Source organism: Oceanobacillus sojae (genome assembly GCF_900162665.1).
Taxonomy (GTDB): Bacteria; Bacillota; Bacilli; order Bacillales; family Amphibacillaceae; genus Oceanobacillus; species Oceanobacillus sojae_A.
On the sequence record NZ_LT727813.1, the window covers coordinates 788,549 to 806,747 of the forward strand.

Sequence of the window (18,199 nt, forward strand, 5' to 3'; positions counted from 1 at the left end):
ACACAATCAAAGGTGATTGTGTATTCATTTTTATTTAAGTGTGTGTTCAAAAGGTCTGATAAATAGGGCCAAGAAGTTTAAGGCGACTAACTTTTTCCGAACGGAGCGTATGCTTTATAATACGTGAGTATCGGAAAAAGTTAGTCAACGCACTTCCGCAGGATGCGGTGGCTTCTACGTTGCCCACACGACGTGGGCGCTCTTAGTAGAAGATCCTCTTATCGCCGTGTCATCTTTATTGGACTTTTTGAACATCCTCTTTAACGTTACTCATCTTCCTCAATCATCTCTAACTCTTCCACTCCCTCTTCTGCAGCTCTTTCTGCATTTTCCTGTGATTGTTCGAGTAATTCTTCCTTTGTGATTTCTCCTAAATACATGCCCTGCAATCCGTCTTCAAATATCCCCTTTGTAGATGGAGATCCTAACCCATACTCAACAAGCATAAGATAAGGAGTCGAGTTAGCCTCTGAAGCCTCCATAATTTGTTTTACAATATCATGTGATGCAGTTACTCCCTCTACAGCACTAACCCGGGTTAAGTTATCGGTAAATAATTGGCCGAACTCCGGGCTGGCCATAAATTCCATAAACTTTAAGGCTTCTTCTTCATGCTCTGTACCTTCCACAACACCATAGGAACCATCCACCCAGTTCATAACTAATGGATCATCTGAACCTTCCTCCTTAAACCCGGGAATGACACCTATGGAAAGGTCAGGGTTACTATTTTCCAATACTTCTAATTGAAAATCTCCATTTACATACATTGCTGCTTCTTCTGTATAAAATAATGCTGTTGAATCCGCATCATCTAAAGCCATAAAGTCGTCAGCTATATATTCTGTAAGCTCTTCCATTCTATCTAAGGACTCCATCATCCGGGGGTCTGTTAAATCAGCTTCACCCTCTGTTATATCCTCAACAAAGTCATTGCCTCCATATGCAGTTGGCGTTATAACCCCGTGCAGCATAGACAACAGCCACGCTTCTCTTCCACCCACGGATAATGGTGTAACGCCATTATTCTTTAATTCCTGGCTGACCGCTATAAAATCATCCCATGTTTCCGGAGGCTCCAGCCCATATTCATTAAAAATATCTATATTATAGTAAATCAGACCAATATTTAAAGACAAAGGTATTCCATAGGTATTTCCATCACTTCCCTGCGCAGCCTCTAAATACGTTTCATCAAAGTTATCAAGACCCTCTATATCATCTAAAGCCACTAAATATCCATTATCCGCAATTGTCCGGGCACCTGTATAAGGTCTGAGCTGCACAATGTCCGGTCCTGTTCCTGACACTAAGGCATTGGTTAAGATTGTGTTATATTCCGTAGCCTCAAATGGATTAAATTTAATTTTAATATCTGGGTTTTCTTCCTCAAAAGCAGCGATTATCTCCTCATATGCAGATCTGTCCTCTGTTCTCCAGCTATACATTTCCAGCTCTACAGCATCTTCACTTGAATTACCGGAACCTCCCCCATTTCCACATCCAGCAGCTATCCCGCTGAACAAGATGAAGAATATTCCAAGCAATAGCTTTTCCTTCATTACTGAAAACCTCCTCTGTGCTTTTATTACAGCGCGACTTTTTTATGAGATGAATAACCGCTACAGAATGCCTTTTGAGGAAGCGCTGCCAAAACATTTGAGAACTAATTTTTTTATTAACTGTGGTGGAAAATTAAAAACATCCTTTCCCTTTTACTCATCTTCTTCAATCATCTCTAACTCTTCCACGCCTTCTTCAGCAGCTCTTTCTGCATTTTCCTGTGTTTGTTCAAGTAAGTCTTCTTTCGTAATTTCTCCCAGATACATTCCTTGCAGCCCATCTTCAAAAATTGTTTTTGATGTCGGCGAGCCTTCTCCATAATGCACAAGCATAAGGTAAGGTGTGGAATTTGCTTCAGAAGCCTCTGTCACCTGCTGAACAATTTCGTGTGTAGCTGTTACCCCATCTACAGCACTTACACGGTTCAAGCTATCACTGAACGTTTGTCCGAACTCCTGTGATGCCATAAATTCCATGAATTTCAGAGCTTCCTCCTCATGCTCTGTTCCTTCAACGACTCCGTAAGAGCTGTCCACCCAGTCCATCGCCAGCGGTTCTTCTCCGTCTTCCTCCTTGAATCCGGGAATAACACCAATTGGAGTATCCGGAATATTATTTTCAAAGGTTTCTAATCGATAATCTCCATTAATATACATTGCTGCTTCTTCTGCATAGAATAAAGCTTGTGCATCATTATCGTCTAAAGCAACGAAATCATCTGGCAAAAACGCTGCAATTTCTTCCATTCGATCTAGAGACGCTACCATACGTTCATCCGTTAAGTCTGTGTTCCCTTCTGTTAATTCATCAACAAATTCGTTACCACCATATGCTGTCGGCGCGATAACACCGTGAAGCATCGATAATAGATACGCGTCTCTTCCACCTTGAGCTACAGGAATAATATCATTAGCCAATAATTCCTCACTAACGCTTACAAACTCCTCCCATGTCTCCGGAACTGCTAATCCATACTCTTCAAAAATATTCTGGTTATAAAAAATAACACCCACGTTTAATGACAATGGTATTCCATAGGTACTTCCGTCACTTCCCTGTGCTGCTTCTAAATAAGAATCGTCGAAGTTTTCAATGCCTTCTATATCATCTAAAGCCACTAAATATCCATTGTCGGCAATCGTCTGGGCTCCTGAATAAGGTCTCAGCTGCACAATATCCGGTCCTGTTCCCGACACCAGTGCATTGGTTAAAATCGTATTATATTCCGTAGAATCAAATGGATTGAACTTAATTTTAATATCAGGATTCTCTTCTTCAAAAGCTGCAATTATCTCCTCATATGCCGCCCTGTCCTCTGTTCTCCAGCTGTACATTTCCAGCTCTACGGCATCTTCATTTGAGCTGCCGGAACTGTCTCCATTACCACCACATGCAGCAAGCATTCCACTGCATATAATTAAGACCATTCCAAACAATAGACTCTTCTTCATTACTAAAACCTCCTATTTAAAGTATTAAGATTGGTATGATTCCTAAATTATTCAGAGCAGTAATATGCTCACCTCCTATATATGTTTATTCTTTATTCCATTCACCCAACGCTTTAACAAAGTTTCCCTGATGCTTCCTCAATCTTTCTTGAGCAATGCTTGCATCAACATCAAACATCAGCATCAGTATAGCTGCTTTCGTATCTCCACCAGCTTTGTCATAGACCCGGCCGGCCTCTTTATCGCTTGCCTGAGTCAATTCTTTAATAATAGATATAGCTCTATTTCGCAGTTTCTTGTTTTTGGCTTGTAAATTAATCATCAGATTTTCATATACTTTCCCCGTCCGCACCATGGTTACTGTAGACAGCATATTCAACACCAGTTTTTGAGCTGTTCCTGCCTTTAACCTTGTTGATCCGGTTAATATTTCCGGACCTACAGGAAGCTCAATGGCAATATCCACTTCCTCTGATAATCTTGTATTCTCGTTACAGGAAATTCCGATTGTTGTTAATCCTAATGCTTTTGCCTTCTTCACCGCTCCCAGCACATAAGGTGTCTGACCGCTTGAAGCAATTCCTACGATTACATCTCCTTGCTTGGCAGCTTCCTTCACATCCTGCTCCCCAAGCTGGTCATTATCTTCTGCATTTTCGATAGCAGTACGCAGTGCTTTATCCCCGCCAGCGATAATACCTTGAATAACATCAGGCGTTACACCAAAAGTCGGCGGGCATTCAGAGGCATCCAAAACACCCAGCCTGCCGCTTGTCCCTGACCCTAAATAAATGACTTTATGCTTTTTCTCAATTGCTGCTACCATAGCTTCTACAGCCTTCTCTATTTGTGGCAAAGCTTTCTCTACAACATCAGGAACTGTTTTATCCTGTTTGTTCATCAACTGTAAAATTTCATAAGTTGTCTTTTCATGTAAATGGTTCGATTCTTTATTTCTCATCTCTGTCTGCATACACATACATCCCTTCTCTTCTAAAAAATCCTGGACGCTTACCGGCTGATTAATGTTTCATAAATCAGCGTGTGAAACTTTCTTCTGATTTCAGGTAATCGATGCTCCCTCCCATAATGAACCATATTGGTCAGCAAGACGGTAATAATTTCTTCTTTCGGATCAATCCACAGGCTTGTTCCTGTAAATCCGGTATGGCCAAAAGAACCAATAGACCAGGCTGGACCACAGGTTGCTCCAATCGATTTGTCACATAATACCTCAAAGCCCAGACCCCGATTTTGAATCACATTTTCTTTGATTAAAGCCATTGTCTCGGGTTTTAAAACCGACTGTGTTTCCGGATACAGCCAGTAATTCGCATAGGCCGCCACATCCTTAACAGTTGAAAATAAACCTGCCGAACCGCTGACACCTCCCAGATGAAATGCTTTTTCATCATGAACCTCACCATGCACATATTTCTCATTAACTTTCTCAGTGGCTGCAATTTTATTTTTCTCAATCTGTTCAGGAAGGAAGTCCGTATCTGTCATGCTCCATGGCTGATATAACTCCTTTTTTGCAAATACATTCAGTCTCTGCTTCGTTATTGTTTCTATTAATTTTCCCAGTATAATCATACCGATATCACTGTATAATACTTGGGTACCAGGAGGATAAACTGCTTTGCAATTCAGAACTTCCTTCCATACATCTCTTTGTTGATAACGGTTTTTAAAGGTTAAATCCGCAGAAACGCCTGATATATGCTGCAGGAAATGACGGATAGTAATGTCTTTCAGAGGAAATTCGGAAAGATACTTACTCACCGTATCATCTATATGCAATTCCCCTCGTTCATATAAAAATAAAATACCAGGCAGTGTACACATAACTTTTGTTAAGGAAGCTAAATCAAAATAAGTATCTGCTGTGACTGGAATACGTTCCCCCTGATTGTTTAAAAATGAGCCTGCACTGCTTAATGTCTTTCTCTGCTTCCCGTGCTGAATAAGATAAACTGCCCCAGGAATTTCATCTTTCGCTATCAATTCCTCCAAATACTGTTCATAAGCATTCATTTACTAACCTCTTTTCTGCCTGTCACTTGTATTTGTAAGCATTGTTTCAATTTGTTCTGCAGAATAACCCTGCTGTTTAAGAACGAGCACAATACTTCCGACAACGGGATGCCTTTGTGCTTTGATTACCTTTACTGATGAAATCGCAGCTAATTCAGCTGTTACTTCTTTGGCTATAAAATCATTTTGAAAAATTCCTCCAGCCAGTACAAATGGAATATCCTTTACATCTGTCTGGAACAATTTTTGAAATAAAATCCCTCCGCGTTCCGCTATCTGCCTGGCAGTCTCCCTGATAATATTTAGAGCAACCTCATCATTTTGAGCAGCTGCCTGAAAGACATAGCTTGCGAATGCTGCTATCCGCTGTTTTTCAAAATCCTGATAAATAACAGGGACCAGCTCTTCTATCCGGTTAATAGCTTCTCCTTCCAAGATATGATTTGTCAGCATTGTTTCAGGCCCTAACCCATCTAATTCATTAAATACAGCTACCAAAGCCTGAGAGCCTATATGATATCCACTGCCTGGATCACCGCCGACCAAATGCCCCCATCCTCCAATACGAATTGTCTTTGCTTGATGAACGCCGATGGTGATCGCTCCTGTTCCGCAAATAGATACGATGCCATCCCTGCCAAGCGTTTCTGAATAAAGGGCAATTTTCCCATCATTTTCAACTATTATTTCTTTTATTTTATGTAAATACTGAGAAGATTCTTTAAAGTATTCCAGCCATTTCGTCTGGTCTGCTTTTCTTCCCAATCCTGCAATCCCTAACCCGATTGATAATTCGATATTTTCAGATAAAAAAGGAGATTCATATGCTTTGTTTATCATTCGATTAACTACACCCACAGAATGCGCATAGCTGGTGCTATGCGGATTTGCAGCTTCTTCCTCCCCTTCCCAAATGACCCCCTCTCCTTTATGAAATAAGCTTGCTTTTGTTTTTGTACCCCCGCCATCAATTCCTAAAATATACATTTCTCTTCACCCTTTTTTAGGATTTCGAAATTCTCTTTGTAAAGCCTCTCTCGTCTGGTTCAGATAATTAATTGTTGCATCATAATTTCTTGAGGCAACACCGGTAAATAAAATATCAATAATATTAAGCTGTGCAATTCTTGATGCTGTCGCTGCACTTCGGACCAGATCGGATTCTACAGATGAAACGCATAGATGAATATCCACTAATTCAGATAATGTATTTTTTCCGTATCTGGTAATTGCTATTGTTACAGCATTATTTTGCTTCGCATTCCGGATTGCAGAGAGTACATGTTTGGTTTCCCCGGAATAAGAAATTCCAACAGCAACATCTGTTTCTCTGAGCGTGACAGACGAAGTTAATTGTAAATGTGCATCCTCATAGGCAGTACAGTATTTATTAATTCTCAGGAATTTCTGCTGTGCATCCTGAGCAATAACCTGTGATGCCGCCGCTCCATAAAAATCAATTCTGTTTGCTTTATTTAACGCTTCAATTGCTTCCTCCACACTATTTTTTTCTAAGATTTTTAATGTCTGTCTGATTGATTCCACATTTTTCTGGGAAACTTTCTCAATCAATGAATTGACATTTTCATCGGATATAATTTCATTTCCGTTGTAGATATTTAATTCACTGGTCTGCAAGTCCCCGGCAATTCGCAGCTTTAAATCCTGAAAACCGGAAACTCCTATATTCTTGCAAAGACGTGTAATTGCAGCTTGGCTGGAACCGCTCCGGTTCGAAAGCTCTTTAATAGATAGACGCACTATTTCCTCAGGGTTTTCTAATATATATACAGCGGCATTTTTCTCAGCCGGTTTTATATGATTCATTGCTTCTCTTATTCGAATCAGGCCATCATTATTCATTTTTTGTAAACCCTTTCATTTATAATTTATATGGAGTATATTACAATTGAAATTTAATGTCAATATTTTTATAATATTAAAATTAAATTTCAAATACAAATTTTATTTCTGATTAATTTGTAATGACAGCTTGTAAAGGGTATCTTCTTTCACGTAAAAAAGGTGAAATCTGTTTACAATATTATAAAACAAAAAATCCGGACTGCTCATAATGATTACAGCAAACCGGATTTTATATGGCTAACATCCTTACATTGTCATTTAACAATTCATCACTATAAATTAGGCTAAGTAAACAACTATAAAAAGTGGTTCAGACAATCTGTTACCTATTTTTCAACAGCATCTAACAGAGCTTTTTTGCCACTCCTCAATATTTATATCATTCCCGTTTTTTTCTTCTTATATATTGTTTCCTCATTTATTCTGCAAATAATTTATGATATCAATATATACTGATACAGCTGTCCAGATAGCATCTTCATTTATATCAAATTTTGGATGATGATGCCCGGCCGGTAACAAACTGGGAAAAATCATGTATGTGGCGAGGCCACCATTTTTTTGAACGTGGTCAATCATATATGAGGCATCCTCAGAAGCCTTTAATGGCAGTACATCAAAAATTTCTTTTACATCTGAATTATTTTTACATGCCTCTTTCACAATTTGAATCCATTCCTTATCACACTTAGATCCTAAACCCTGCCCCATGAATTGGATACTGGCTTTGACATCGTGCATCATAGCTGCGGCTTCAATAACTCTCACTGCTTTTTCATACATATATTGATTTAACTCTGTCGTCTCTCCCCGCGTCTCCACCATCATTACAGCTTCATCTGCAATCACATTCCGTCCGCTTCCACCGGATAAGCGGCCAACGTTAATTCTTGTTGTTCCGTCTCTATGCCGGGGGGTAGCATTTAATTGCAGCAGGGCTGTCGCTGCTGCAGTTAAGGCATTTTTCCCTTCATTCGGCTCTACACCTGCATGTGCAGATTTCCCTTTAAAGGTCACATCAAATTTTGTACTCGCCAGCAATTGATCAGCTGTTGCTGCTACACTGCCGGTCTGCAAAGAGTTAATGCCTAAATGACCGCTCATAAAATAATCGACATTATCCAGCCAGCCTTTCTGAACAATACTGTTTGCTCCTCTTAATCCCTCTTCAGCCGGCTGAAAGATAATCGTGAATTTTCCTGTCAGCTCATCCTTATGTGCATCCAGATATTTTGCGACAGCAAGGCCAATACTGATATGCCCATCATGCCCGCATGCGTGCATTTCCTTTGAATGCTGTGATAGAAACCCTTCATCAAATGGTATATGCCCTGATTCCTCAGACTCGATAATAGGCAAGCCGTCAATATCATACCTCATCGCAATATGCGGTCCTTTCTTCTCGGTGTCTAACACTGCGATTACTCCGGTATGACCGCCATCCAGCTTTTCTGTAAAAGCTTCTGGAACACCGTATGCTATCGCCCGCTTTTTACTTGCTGCTATTTCTTCAGCTTTTGGAACACCATAGCGTTCCTTGCTTTCAAGTACTTCTTTACCGATATATAATTCAAAAGACAGGCTTTGAAGGAATTGATAAATTTCAAAAGTAGTAATAAATTCCGTAAATCCGACCTCTGGAAAGGTATGAAACTTCCTGCGTGTATCCACAGCAAACTTTTGCAATTCTTTAATCATTCCTCTTCCTCCTTAAGAGTATGAAGGGTATCGATAGCCGCCTGTGTCATTACCGTAACACCGTATTCTACCGCGTCTTCATTAAAACGGAATGCAGGGTTATGCAGCGGCTTCTGGCCTTCTCCAACAGAGCTTCCCAACCAATAATAGACACCAGGGTATTTTTGCAGGAAGCGGCTGAAATCCTCTCCTGCCAGACTCGGGTTCAATGATGGGGCAGCTTCTTCTCCATACAGACCTGTTATTGTCTTTCGTATTTGTTCTGCCCACTCAGGGGTATTTATTGTCGCCGGGTAGCCATCCAGGTATTCGACTTCTATTTCAGCTCCCATAGCTGCAGACACATTTTTTACTATCTCCATAAATCTTTGCCGAATCATTTGTTTGGTTTTATTGGACTGTGTTCTGACCGTCCCGAGAATTTCGGCTGTTTCTGCTATGACATTATGCTGTGTACCTGCTGTAATCTTGCCAATCGTTACTACAGCTGGTTCAAAGGGATCTGCATTTCTGCTTGTAATTGTCTGCAACGCATTAATCACCTGATTTGCAACAATAATAGCATCTACTGTATCATGCGGCATCGAGGCATGGCCGCCAGAACCTTTAATAGTTAATTTAAATCGGTCAGAATTGCCCATAACCGGGCCAGCCATCACACCAAATTTCCCTACTGGCAAACCAGGCCAAACATGCTGTGCAATTAATACATCCGGCTCATGCACATCAAAGACACCGTCCTCCATCATCTGCTTCGAACCACCGGTCGGTGATTTCTCTTCAGCAGGTTGAAAAATCAATAAGACCTTCCCAAAAATCTCATCCTTTCTGGCCAATAATGAACGGGCCGTACCAATAAGCATTGCTGCATGAGCATCATGGCCGCAAGCATGCATGACACCCGGGTTTTTAGAACTGAAGGATTCCCCAGATATTTCATCAATTGGTAAAGCATCTATATCTGCTCTCAGTCCAACTGTCTTACCTGGATGAGACCCTTCAATTACTCCTAATACACCTGTTCCTGCATACCCGGTTGTATAAGGTATTCCGTATCTATCTAACTCTTCTTGTATTCTTTTGGATGTTTCAAATTCTTTATCACTTAACTCTGGATTTTCATGTAATAAACGGCGAAATTTAATTACATCTTCGACAATATCAGTGCGAACTGACATAACATCACTCCTCTTTATATTTGGAAAGATCTGTTCTAAGTCTAATTAACATAACTTCAAATATCAATTTACTTAACATATCCCTATTTATTTATTATTATAATTAAACACTTTCTCAGCATACCATTTAAAATTTGATTGATCATCTTCTTCAATATGATTATTTTTTGTTATATAATGAATAACATTAATCTCTTAACGCTATGTCATTCTATAAACAAGGAGCTTACTATGCCCATCTTTATACATTATCAAACAGCTTCAAAGGAATGGAAACAAGCAGAAAATATTGATTCTGTACCAGATGATGCACTTTTTATATGGTACGATTTTGTAAATGCAGCTTCAGAGGAAAGCAAGCTGCTTGCTTCCAAATTTCATTTTAATACGCTGGCTATTGAAGATACGGTAAAGACTGTTTCACGCCCTAAATTTAAAGAATATCAAGATTACCAATTCCTGGTCTTCCATCTGATAAATCCTAAAGATTACCGTGCGCAGGCTATTAATCTCTTTATGAAAGACAATATCCTCGTAACCTACCATCAGGACAGGCTAAAAAGACTGGGTAATATAGGAAAAGCTATTCGGAAAAGCTACCCTTCCCAGCTTGTCACACCTGCAGATATCGCTTTTATTATTTTAGATTTTATTGTCGATAGTTATTTTGAATATGTTTATCATATTGAGGATGAAGTTTTTTCTTTTGAAGACCGGCATGTAAATGATGTTACAGATAATAAACTGATGGAGGATGTTTTCCAGATCCGCTCGGTGATGATTAAAATAAAACGTGTTACTATGCCGATGCAGGAGCTTATTCAGCACGTAAAAGACGAAACATCCTTCATACAAACGAAGAAGCAGAAAATGTATATACACCATATCGAGGATCATATTATCAAACAGATGCATATCATTAAATCCGCACAGGAAATGACTGGAGATATTCGTGATAACTACGATTCTTTAAACTCCTACCGCTTAAATAATGTTATGAAAATATTAACGCTGGTTTCTGTTATCTTTCTGCCTCTGACATTAATTACCGGGATTTACGGCATGAACTTTCGGAATATGCCGGAACTACAATGGGATTTTGGCTACTTTGCCATTCTTGCTGTGATGCTGCTTATCAGTATTGTACTTATTATTTATTTTAAATTTAAAAGATGGTTTTAAATAGAGAGAGACATTTTCCATGTCTTTCTTTTTTTATTTTGACTTCCCTCTTTCTCTATCCATCCCGATAAATAGGAATGATATACTTTATCTAAAGAAGGAAAATTCAATTGAATGGGGGATCTTTATGAATGATAAAAAATCACTAAGCAGCATTGAAAAGGCACTGCAGCTTCTTAATTGTTTCTCAGAAAAAAAGTTTCAGATGACTGCTGAAGATTTGGCAAGGACTACCGGTATTCCAAAATCATCTGTATTCCGCATGCTCGCTACCTTGGAGGAATACAACTATATTAAGCGGACGAAAACCGCTCATAAAACATGGTACAGTCCCGGCTTTGCCTTTTTTGAAAAAGGGATGATGGTCCATCGGCAATTTAATATAAGAGACTATACCAGAAGCAGAATGGTAGAGCTCCGTAATGAATGGAACCTGAATGTACAGCTCGCTGTCCAGGACGGGCATGATGCTTTATACATAGAACAAGTCCCGTCATGGCGGCCTATACAGCTATACCCGGCTATCGGCAGAAGGGCCCCTCTCTACGCGGCTTCATGCCCCAGGACACTATTAGCTTATATGGAGGAAAGTGAGCGAAATGCGATTCTCAGCAAAGCAAAATGGACAAAATTCACACCGGCAACACCTGGTGGTATAGAAGAGACAGAAAAAGCTATTCAGCAAATTATAGAGACAGGTTATAGTATCAGCAGAGGAGAACTGATCGGCGGTACTACAGGAATAGCAGTACCTATTTTCGAGCCTGTCAGTAATCATATTCTTGCTGCTCTAAGTATTGCAGGCTTAGATACAGATTTTGAAAAAGATGAACTTTATTATATTTCGATACTGAAAGAAACAGCAAAGGAAATCCATGATTCCATAAAAAAGTGAAATTTTTAATTAAATTCAATAGATTTATTTTTCTGATTCTTATATAATGGATTTTAAATATCATTATATGAGATGGAGGGTAATTTATATGGCCGTTGCAAATAACAGCACGACAAGCAATTTAAAACGCGGCTTAGGATTTGTTGATTTATGGAGTGTCGGAGTCGGCGCTCTTATTGGCGGAGGAATATTCACTGTTATTGGACCTGCGGTTGCCGAAGCCGGTCCGGGACTATTCATTGCCTTTATTATTGCAGGGGTTGTAGCTACACTCTCCTCTATGAGCTACGCTGAATTAGCATCTATCTGGCCTTATCAGGGTGCTTCGTATGCCTATTCTAAATTTGCTTTTGCACCAATATCCTCTCACCTGGGAAAGTTAGTTGCCTTATGGTGTGCAGGGTTATACTTTTTATCATTCTGTTTTGCTGCGGGCGCAGTAAACCTGGGCTTTGCAGGATACTTTAATTTTATTTTTCCAGGCCTGCCTCCAGCTATTATTGCACCGATTGTTTCTATTGTTATTACCGGTCTTCTTTTAGTTGGAATAAAGGCTACTGGAAAAGTAAATACATTTTTCTCAATTATCCAAGTAGTTGCCTTGTTTGCTATCGCAGTAATTGCTATATCTGCAAACCCATTGGGACCATTCGAATACGAGAGCTTCCTGCCTAATGGCTGGAGCGGTGTCTTTGCAGCTACTGCTTTGATTGCTTTTGGTCAAATGCAGGTGGAGGCCGTTTTAACACTTGGAGAAGAGGCCAAAAATCCTAAAAGGAACTTGCCATTGGCGCAAATCTCTGCTCTTATTACCGTCGTTATTTTATATATCATAACCGGATATGGTGTTGTATCATCAGCAGATCCTGCAGACTTGGCAGCCTCCAGTGCTCCACTGTCTCTGGCCGTTGAAAATGTCATGCCGGGTATCGGAGCAGTCTTGATTGCTATTGCTGCACTGACAGCAACTGGAACCTCTACTATTGGCTGTTTACTCGGATCTTCACGAATGCTTTATGCCGGCGCACGTGAAAATGCGTTTCCCAGTATTTTTGCAAAGGTAGGAAAAAAATCAGGCGCTCCCTATATGGCTATCATCCTTACTGGTGTCATCGCTCTGCTCACAACAATGACAGCTGTAATGGGGTATGCTGCAGCTATTAGTTTGTTAGTCAGCGCAGCAGTATTTGCCAACTGGCTTATGATGGCGCTTATGAATATAGCGCTGGTTATAGTACGGGTAACTCGGAAAGATCTTACTCCAAGTTTTCGTTACCCTGTGAATATCAGGAACATTCCAATATTGGCGATACTGGCAGCTGTTGCCTGCATATGGATTCTTACATACATTGAACCATTACCTTTATTTATCGGTTTCTCATGGATTGTTCTATTAACTATATGGTATTTTGTCTATTCCAAAGACCGCTGGAATTTGTTAGACGAAGAGCAAATGAAAGAATTAACACGTAATACCGAAAGGGAGTCGAATTAAAATGAAAAAATTATGGTTACAGGAAAACAAATGGGAAGATGTAGAAAATTATTTAAAGAATAAAAGTACGATATTGATTCCATTTGGAAGTGTGGAACAGCATGCTAAACACCTTCCACTTGGAACAGATGCTTATTTATCCCAACAAATTGCTGAAGATGTTGCCAAAGAAACAGAAACATTGATAGCTCCGCCGGTATGGACAGGCTGGGCACCGCATCATATGGCCTATAAAGGAACAATTACATTACGTCCTGAAACATTAACAAGTGTTGTGGAAGATATGTGTGAAAGTCTCATCTATCATGGATTCAAAAAAATCATCTTAATCAACGGACATCGTGAGGCCAATTTACCTCCGATTAAAATCGGTATGACAAGAGTACGGAACCGGACTGGTGCGTTCCTGGCAATAGCCGATCCTTTCTATATTAATGCTGAAAAAGGAAAAGAACTCAGTGAAGTCGCAGAGGGAGGAATTGGACACGCGGAAGAACTCGAAGCCTCTCAAATGTATCATTTCTTCCCTGACCTTTGTTCACCTGAAAAAGCAGAAATTAATATCCGGGATCACCATCGTTTTATGCAGCATGACCCTCATGTATCCGGCGATAAAATGATTACTGCCAGTGACGTCGGTACTTATAAGCAGGCAACAAAAGGAATTGGTATCATGGGAGATGCTACAAAAGCCAATGCTGAAAAAGGCAAGGTCTATCACGACGCTATGATCGCCAATATCGCTGAGTTTGTAACCTATTGCGAAAAAGAAATAGATGTAGAAATTAGAAAAAAAGATATTCCTTTATAAAATTCCTCTCATGGAAATCTTTATTTTATTTACATGGAATCAATCGGACTAAAAAACATACAGCTGTTCAAATTGATTAAACAGCTGTATGTTTTTTTATTGCCTTACTCTAATAGATATCTAAGTATTTTTCCCACGGATTTTAGACAAATGGAAATCATGTATAATCGAAATAACAGGACGAATCAGCATTTGGATACTCCCAATTACGAATAGAACGGTTCCCGTAAACATGGTACTGTCTCGAAAGAACATAAAGCTTCCAATCAGGAAAAGCAATCCAAGGACTACATCATTAATTTGATAGAGAAGTTTATAAATGGAGGTGACTTTTAACTCCACCCATTCCAGATGTAAATTCTTACAAAATGAAATCTCGCTTAAAAGTCTGTTCTGAAAGCGCAATTCAAATGATTGAAAGCACTATTTTTATGTTTGCTTCCTTTTATACCGATTCTTATCTATGTTATGATTTATAAAGTTTCGTTATCAAACGCTATATATAATAGTCTGGGCGTTCAGCCTAAAAGTAAATACGAGGGAGACTTTTCTATGAAACCACTTTTACTGGGTATATCTGGTTTAATGATTACTATATTAACGATTATCAGTTTTATTGTTTACCAGAAACCAGCTTTTTTTATGACTTCTCCGTTTGAAATAGATATTACAGAGAGAACCGCTGATCCAGCAGATACAGGGGAACAAGTTCAAGAAGAATTACAGCCTGTTGATTACAATGAGCCCATAAGTTATTCTCTGCAAAACAATAAGCTGCACCTTACATATGACTCTGGAGAGGATTGGACTGAGGTACCGATTGAAACCGATCAGCTATTTGCCGGGGATTATAACGGTCCTGAACAAGAATTGATTGATAACAGCTATGTACTGACTGAAGACCGGGCTGCTTTCCTGCATACGGACACAGTGAATCCGGAGCAAGAGCGGGTGATGCTTACTTATTCGACAGATAAAGGAGAAACCTGGGAAGAATCAGAAATAGCCTCTCCTTTTCCAGGACTCCGATTTCGAAAAGTCGATTTCTTAGATGATCAATTGGGATATGTGATTATCTCCGGCAGCAGAACGATGTCTCAGGAATATTCCACCGCATTCCTCACAGAAGACGGCGGAGAAACATGGCAGCAAACCAATAGCCCGGAGGAAACAAGATTGATAGCAGATGGAGGATTTGTTGATGAATCTACTGGCTTTCTCTCATTGGGTACAATTAGCCCAGAGGCCCCGACGCTCTATGTTACACAGGATAAAGGAGAAAGCTGGCAGCTGGCTGAATTCAATATGCCAGAAGAATACGAGCCCGTTTTTGTTATTGCAGAGACACCAGTTCGAGATGGGGAACAGCTGACTGTTACACTGAACCAAGGTCCAAATGGGGACTATGCCGGCGGATTGGTAAAAGGAGAATTTATCTCTGATGATAATGGAGAAACATGGAACTTTTCAAAGGAGGTAGAGCCGGATGAAACAGAATAATAAAAAAGGCTGGCAAAGGATTGTTGGAATAATTTCATTGCTGATTGCTGCCGGCTTGTTCTGCATACAGCTCGGCTATCTCTATGTCCACTCTCATTACGAGCTTGTGTACATTGATCATCGTTTATTTTACTTTATTAATATTGTTTGTATAATTTGTCTATTATTAGGCATTTTCCTTTTGCTTTCTACTACAAAAAGATTCAAGCTAATCATTGCGGGACTGGCGGTTCTTTTGATAGCAGTTCAGCTGATCTTGCTCTCCAGCAACAATCAACTGGTTAAAAGTATGACAAGTCTATCGCCAAACGGGCAGCATGTTTTATCTATCAAAAAGAATCTTATGACAGAAGAGATGGTCTATTATCGGTCATACTTTGGCATTTTTTCCCGTGCACAGGAAAGATTTCCTTCTGATGTTAAAGATGAGATGAAAGTAGAATGGCTTGCAGACGATATTGCTGCTATTACTTATCAAACAGACGATAATTCTATTCAGCAGTTTATTGCTACTTATGGAGACAGAGGCGGAGGAATAAGCTACTATTACGTCGGAGCGCAGACACATGGAACATGGAAAGGTGAAGATGTAGAGTTAATCAGCAATTCTGAGGGAATTATGATCACAGCAAATGGCGAAACAGAGCATTTTGATTGGGAAAATACCCAACAATTTGGAACCTTGGCCATTGTTTTAGAAAAAGATAATGAAGCTGCCTGGACCATCTCTTTAGATGAAAATTTCGAGGTTGACTCTGAGATGATACAGCATCCAGATGAAAATATTACTTTATACCGTGCTACGATGGATGATAATGAACCGGTTAAGCTTCAAAGGCAGAGTGAATAAATACAAATGAGAGCCGCACTGGAACTGGAATAATGACATTACACTAAAAGCTATTTCAACAAATTAGATGAGAAAAAGGAAAAGATGACTATCACCAAGTCATCTTTTCCTTTGTTTTAAGAAGCTTTCTTCCAATCCGAGACGTCCACCTCAAGCGGAATATTATTAGCACGAGCTTTAACAGCCGCTTTAAAGAATAAAACAACCAGAAGTGCTGCACCAATGAAACCGCCGCCCCATGATATATTCATCGGTAAATTAAATCCGATTGGCTGTGATAAAATATAGGTAATTACCATAACCAGCATAAACGTTCCAGGAATCAAGGCAACAAAATAGTTTTTTCTTGCAATATAGAGATACATTGCTCCTACAAAGAGAGCAATTACCGCCGTTGACTGGTTTGCCCAGTTAAAATAGCGCCACAACAAATTAAAATCAATTTGCGTTAAAACAGCGGATACTACAAATAAAGGAAGAGCAATCCACAAACGGCTGGACAGTTTTTTCTGAGCAACCTTTAAATAATCTGCAATAATCATACGTGCACTCCGGAAAGCTGTATCTCCGGAAGTGATCGGAAGCACAATAACACCAAGTACGGCAAGAGTTCCACCAATTGCTCCCAGTAATGTAGTCGATGCTTCACTTACAATCGCTCCAGGTCCTCCAGCTGCCAATATCTCATTTAATCCATTATAGCCACTGAACATACTCATGGCAGCTGCCGCCCAGATCATTGCAATAATCCCCTCGGCAATCATCATGCCGTAGAAAATTTTGCGCCCTTCTTTTTCTCTTCTTGTTGTACGTGAAATAATTGGTGTTTGTGTAGCATGGAATCCTGATAAAGCACCGCAGGAAATAGTAAAGAATAGTAATGGGAATATAGCAGCTCCCTCAGGATGGAAATTCTGGAAGGAAAGCTCTGGAATCGGAGCTCCTGTAACAACCAGACCAATTCCCACACCAAGCGCACTCAGTAAAAGCAAAGCGCCGAAATAAGGATAAAATCTGCCAATAATTTTATCAACAGGAAGAAGTGTTGCAAAAATATAGTAGACAAAAATAAATGCAATAAAAATCCATAAAGCTACACGTCCATCTGCCAGTAAGTGCAACAGACTTGCCGGAGTAGAAACAAACACAGTACCAACCAATAATAATAGTAATACTGCAAATCCGTTTACGACATGCTTCATAACCTTCCCTAAAAACTTACTCGCAAGCTCTGGCAAATGCGCTCCCCGGTTGCGGATGGAAATCATCCCAGTTAAATAATCATGCACTGCCCCTGCAAAAATGCACCCTACAACAATCCAGATAAATGCCGCCGGACCGTATAATGCTCCCATAATCGGCCCAAATACCGGCCCGGTACCAGCAATATTTAACAGCTGAATCAGCGAGTTTTTTGGTGTACTCATTGGAATATAGTCTACACCGTCTCCATTAACATAAGCTGGAGTAGGACGGCTTTCCTTCACTCCAAACATCTTCTCAATAAACTTTCCATACGTAAAATAACCAATAACTAATAAAACAATCCCCGCCAGAAATGTATACAAATTTTCTCCCCCTCTTGTATATCTTTTAATGAATACGTTTTCAATCATTATAAAATATACAAGCCGGAAAGAGACGGAATCTGGCATAAAAGGTTATATTTATGA

Annotated in this window: 16 protein-coding genes; 6 read left to right on the forward strand and 10 right to left on the reverse strand. The window is 39.7% G+C overall.

The annotated features are described in order from the left end of the window. Nucleotides 1-266 precede the first annotated feature (266 nt). The 8 genes from BN1068_RS21175 to BN1068_RS21210 all read right to left on the reverse strand — a co-directional run bounded on the left by BN1068_RS21175 (nucleotide 267) and on the right by BN1068_RS21210 (nucleotide 9,793). Entirely contained in the window at nucleotides 267-1,562 is a 1,296-nt protein-coding gene (locus BN1068_RS21175) for an ABC transporter substrate-binding protein (protein WP_077604800.1), read from the reverse strand. A gap of 153 nt (nucleotides 1,563-1,715) precedes the next feature. After that, nucleotides 1,716-3,014 (reverse strand): ABC transporter substrate-binding protein, encoded by a 1,299-nt coding sequence (locus tag BN1068_RS21180; RefSeq protein ID WP_077604801.1) that lies wholly within the window; start codon nucleotides 3,012-3,014, stop codon nucleotides 1,716-1,718. 85 nt (nucleotides 3,015-3,099) lie between these two features. After that, nucleotides 3,100-3,987, reverse strand: coding sequence for an N-acetylmuramic acid 6-phosphate etherase (gene murQ, locus BN1068_RS21185; protein WP_254846846.1), 888 nt, complete (start codon nucleotides 3,985-3,987; stop codon nucleotides 3,100-3,102). Nucleotides 3,988-4,025: 38 nt separating this feature from the next. Next, nucleotides 4,026-5,051 (reverse strand): serine hydrolase domain-containing protein, encoded by a 1,026-nt coding sequence (locus BN1068_RS21190; RefSeq protein WP_077604803.1) that lies wholly within the window; start codon nucleotides 5,049-5,051, stop codon nucleotides 4,026-4,028. 3 nt (nucleotides 5,052-5,054) lie between these two features. Continuing rightward, entirely contained in the window at nucleotides 5,055-6,038 is a 984-nt protein-coding gene (locus BN1068_RS21195) for an N-acetylglucosamine kinase (RefSeq protein WP_077604804.1), read from the reverse strand. A gap of 6 nt (nucleotides 6,039-6,044) precedes the next feature. Beyond that, the gene (locus tag BN1068_RS21200; protein WP_077604805.1) at nucleotides 6,045-6,914 is read right to left on the reverse strand and encodes a MurR/RpiR family transcriptional regulator; all 870 of its coding nucleotides are present in this window, start codon (nucleotides 6,912-6,914) and stop codon (nucleotides 6,045-6,047) included. A gap of 417 nt (nucleotides 6,915-7,331) precedes the next feature. Continuing rightward, complete coding sequence (locus tag BN1068_RS21205) at nucleotides 7,332-8,615, reverse strand: amidohydrolase (RefSeq protein ID WP_077604806.1); 1,284 nt, start codon at nucleotides 8,613-8,615, stop codon at nucleotides 7,332-7,334. After that, a complete protein-coding gene (locus tag BN1068_RS21210) occupies nucleotides 8,612-9,793 on the reverse strand; it encodes a M20 metallopeptidase family protein (RefSeq protein ID WP_077604807.1) in 1,182 nt (393 codons plus the stop codon). Before BN1068_RS21210 ends, BN1068_RS21205 begins: the two co-directional genes overlap by 4 nt. A gap of 231 nt (nucleotides 9,794-10,024) precedes the next feature. Here BN1068_RS21210 and corA point away from each other — a divergent pair, with 231 nt between their 5' ends. The 4 genes from corA to BN1068_RS21230 all read left to right on the forward strand — a co-directional run bounded on the left by corA (nucleotide 10,025) and on the right by BN1068_RS21230 (nucleotide 14,176). Beyond that, entirely contained in the window at nucleotides 10,025-10,975 is a 951-nt protein-coding gene (corA, locus tag BN1068_RS21215) for a magnesium/cobalt transporter CorA (protein ID WP_077604808.1), read from the forward strand. Between the two features lie 127 nt (nucleotides 10,976-11,102). Then, the gene (locus tag BN1068_RS21220) at nucleotides 11,103-11,870 is read left to right on the forward strand and encodes an IclR family transcriptional regulator (protein ID WP_175637219.1); all 768 of its coding nucleotides are present in this window, start codon (nucleotides 11,103-11,105) and stop codon (nucleotides 11,868-11,870) included. 88 nt (nucleotides 11,871-11,958) lie between these two features. After that, nucleotides 11,959-13,365: an APC family permease gene (locus tag BN1068_RS21225; protein ID WP_175637220.1), complete on the forward strand. Its 1,407-nt coding sequence runs from the start codon at nucleotides 11,959-11,961 to the stop codon at nucleotides 13,363-13,365. A 1-nt stretch (nucleotide 13,366) separates the two neighbouring features. Further along, nucleotides 13,367-14,176 (forward strand): creatininase family protein, encoded by an 810-nt coding sequence (locus BN1068_RS21230; protein WP_077604811.1) that lies wholly within the window; start codon nucleotides 13,367-13,369, stop codon nucleotides 14,174-14,176. 120 nt (nucleotides 14,177-14,296) lie between these two features. On the opposite strand, the gene BN1068_RS21235 is transcribed toward BN1068_RS21230, so the two are convergent. Continuing rightward, nucleotides 14,297-14,551 carry a YrhK family protein gene (locus BN1068_RS21235; protein ID WP_254846870.1) on the reverse strand — a complete coding sequence of 85 codons (255 nt, stop codon included), beginning with the start codon at nucleotides 14,549-14,551 and terminating at the stop codon, nucleotides 14,297-14,299. A gap of 177 nt (nucleotides 14,552-14,728) precedes the next feature. On the opposite strand from BN1068_RS21235, the gene BN1068_RS21240 reads away from it, so the two are divergent. Both BN1068_RS21240 and BN1068_RS21245 read left to right on the forward strand, forming a co-directional pair. Further along, nucleotides 14,729-15,676, forward strand: a complete 948-nt coding sequence (locus tag BN1068_RS21240) for a WD40/YVTN/BNR-like repeat-containing protein (protein ID WP_077604813.1) — start codon at nucleotides 14,729-14,731, stop codon at nucleotides 15,674-15,676. After that, complete coding sequence (locus BN1068_RS21245; protein WP_077604814.1) at nucleotides 15,663-16,526, forward strand: hypothetical protein; 864 nt, start codon at nucleotides 15,663-15,665, stop codon at nucleotides 16,524-16,526. The genes BN1068_RS21240 and BN1068_RS21245 overlap by 14 nt, the downstream gene beginning before the upstream one ends. A gap of 116 nt (nucleotides 16,527-16,642) precedes the next feature. Here the strand turns inward: BN1068_RS21245 and BN1068_RS21250 are convergent, their stop codons facing one another. Further along, nucleotides 16,643-18,094: a carbon starvation CstA family protein gene (locus BN1068_RS21250; RefSeq protein ID WP_077604815.1), complete on the reverse strand. Its 1,452-nt coding sequence runs from the start codon at nucleotides 18,092-18,094 to the stop codon at nucleotides 16,643-16,645. Nucleotides 18,095-18,199: the final 105 nt, after the last annotated feature.

Excerpts from the sequence above, each read along its gene's own strand:
- BN1068_RS21175 (WP_077604800.1), bottom strand. The coding sequence starts at position 1,562 with ATGAAGGAAAAGCTATTGCTTGGAATATTCTTCATCTTGTTCAGCGGG.
- BN1068_RS21180 (WP_077604801.1), bottom strand. The coding sequence starts at position 3,014 with ATGAAGAAGAGTCTATTGTTTGGAATGGTCTTAATTATATGCAGTGGA.
- murQ (WP_254846846.1), bottom strand. The coding sequence starts at position 3,987 with ATGCAGACAGAGATGAGAAATAAAGAATCGAACCATTTACATGAAAAG.
- BN1068_RS21190 (WP_077604803.1), bottom strand. The coding sequence starts at position 5,051 with ATGAATGCTTATGAACAGTATTTGGAGGAATTGATAGCGAAAGATGAA.
- BN1068_RS21195 (WP_077604804.1), bottom strand. The coding sequence starts at position 6,038 with ATGTATATTTTAGGAATTGATGGCGGGGGTACAAAAACAAAAGCAAGC.
- BN1068_RS21200 (WP_077604805.1), bottom strand. The coding sequence starts at position 6,914 with ATGAATAATGATGGCCTGATTCGAATAAGAGAAGCAATGAATCATATA.
- BN1068_RS21205 (WP_077604806.1), bottom strand. The coding sequence starts at position 8,615 with ATGATTAAAGAATTGCAAAAGTTTGCTGTGGATACACGCAGGAAGTTT.
- BN1068_RS21210 (WP_077604807.1), bottom strand. The coding sequence starts at position 9,793 with ATGTCAGTTCGCACTGATATTGTCGAAGATGTAATTAAATTTCGCCGT.
- corA (WP_077604808.1), top strand. The coding sequence starts at position 10,025 with ATGCCCATCTTTATACATTATCAAACAGCTTCAAAGGAATGGAAACAA.
- BN1068_RS21220 (WP_175637219.1), top strand. The coding sequence starts at position 11,103 with ATGAATGATAAAAAATCACTAAGCAGCATTGAAAAGGCACTGCAGCTT.
- BN1068_RS21225 (WP_175637220.1), top strand. The coding sequence starts at position 11,959 with ATGGCCGTTGCAAATAACAGCACGACAAGCAATTTAAAACGCGGCTTA.
- BN1068_RS21230 (WP_077604811.1), top strand. The coding sequence starts at position 13,367 with ATGAAAAAATTATGGTTACAGGAAAACAAATGGGAAGATGTAGAAAAT.
- BN1068_RS21240 (WP_077604813.1), top strand. The coding sequence starts at position 14,729 with ATGAAACCACTTTTACTGGGTATATCTGGTTTAATGATTACTATATTA.
- BN1068_RS21245 (WP_077604814.1), top strand. The coding sequence starts at position 15,663 with ATGAAACAGAATAATAAAAAAGGCTGGCAAAGGATTGTTGGAATAATT.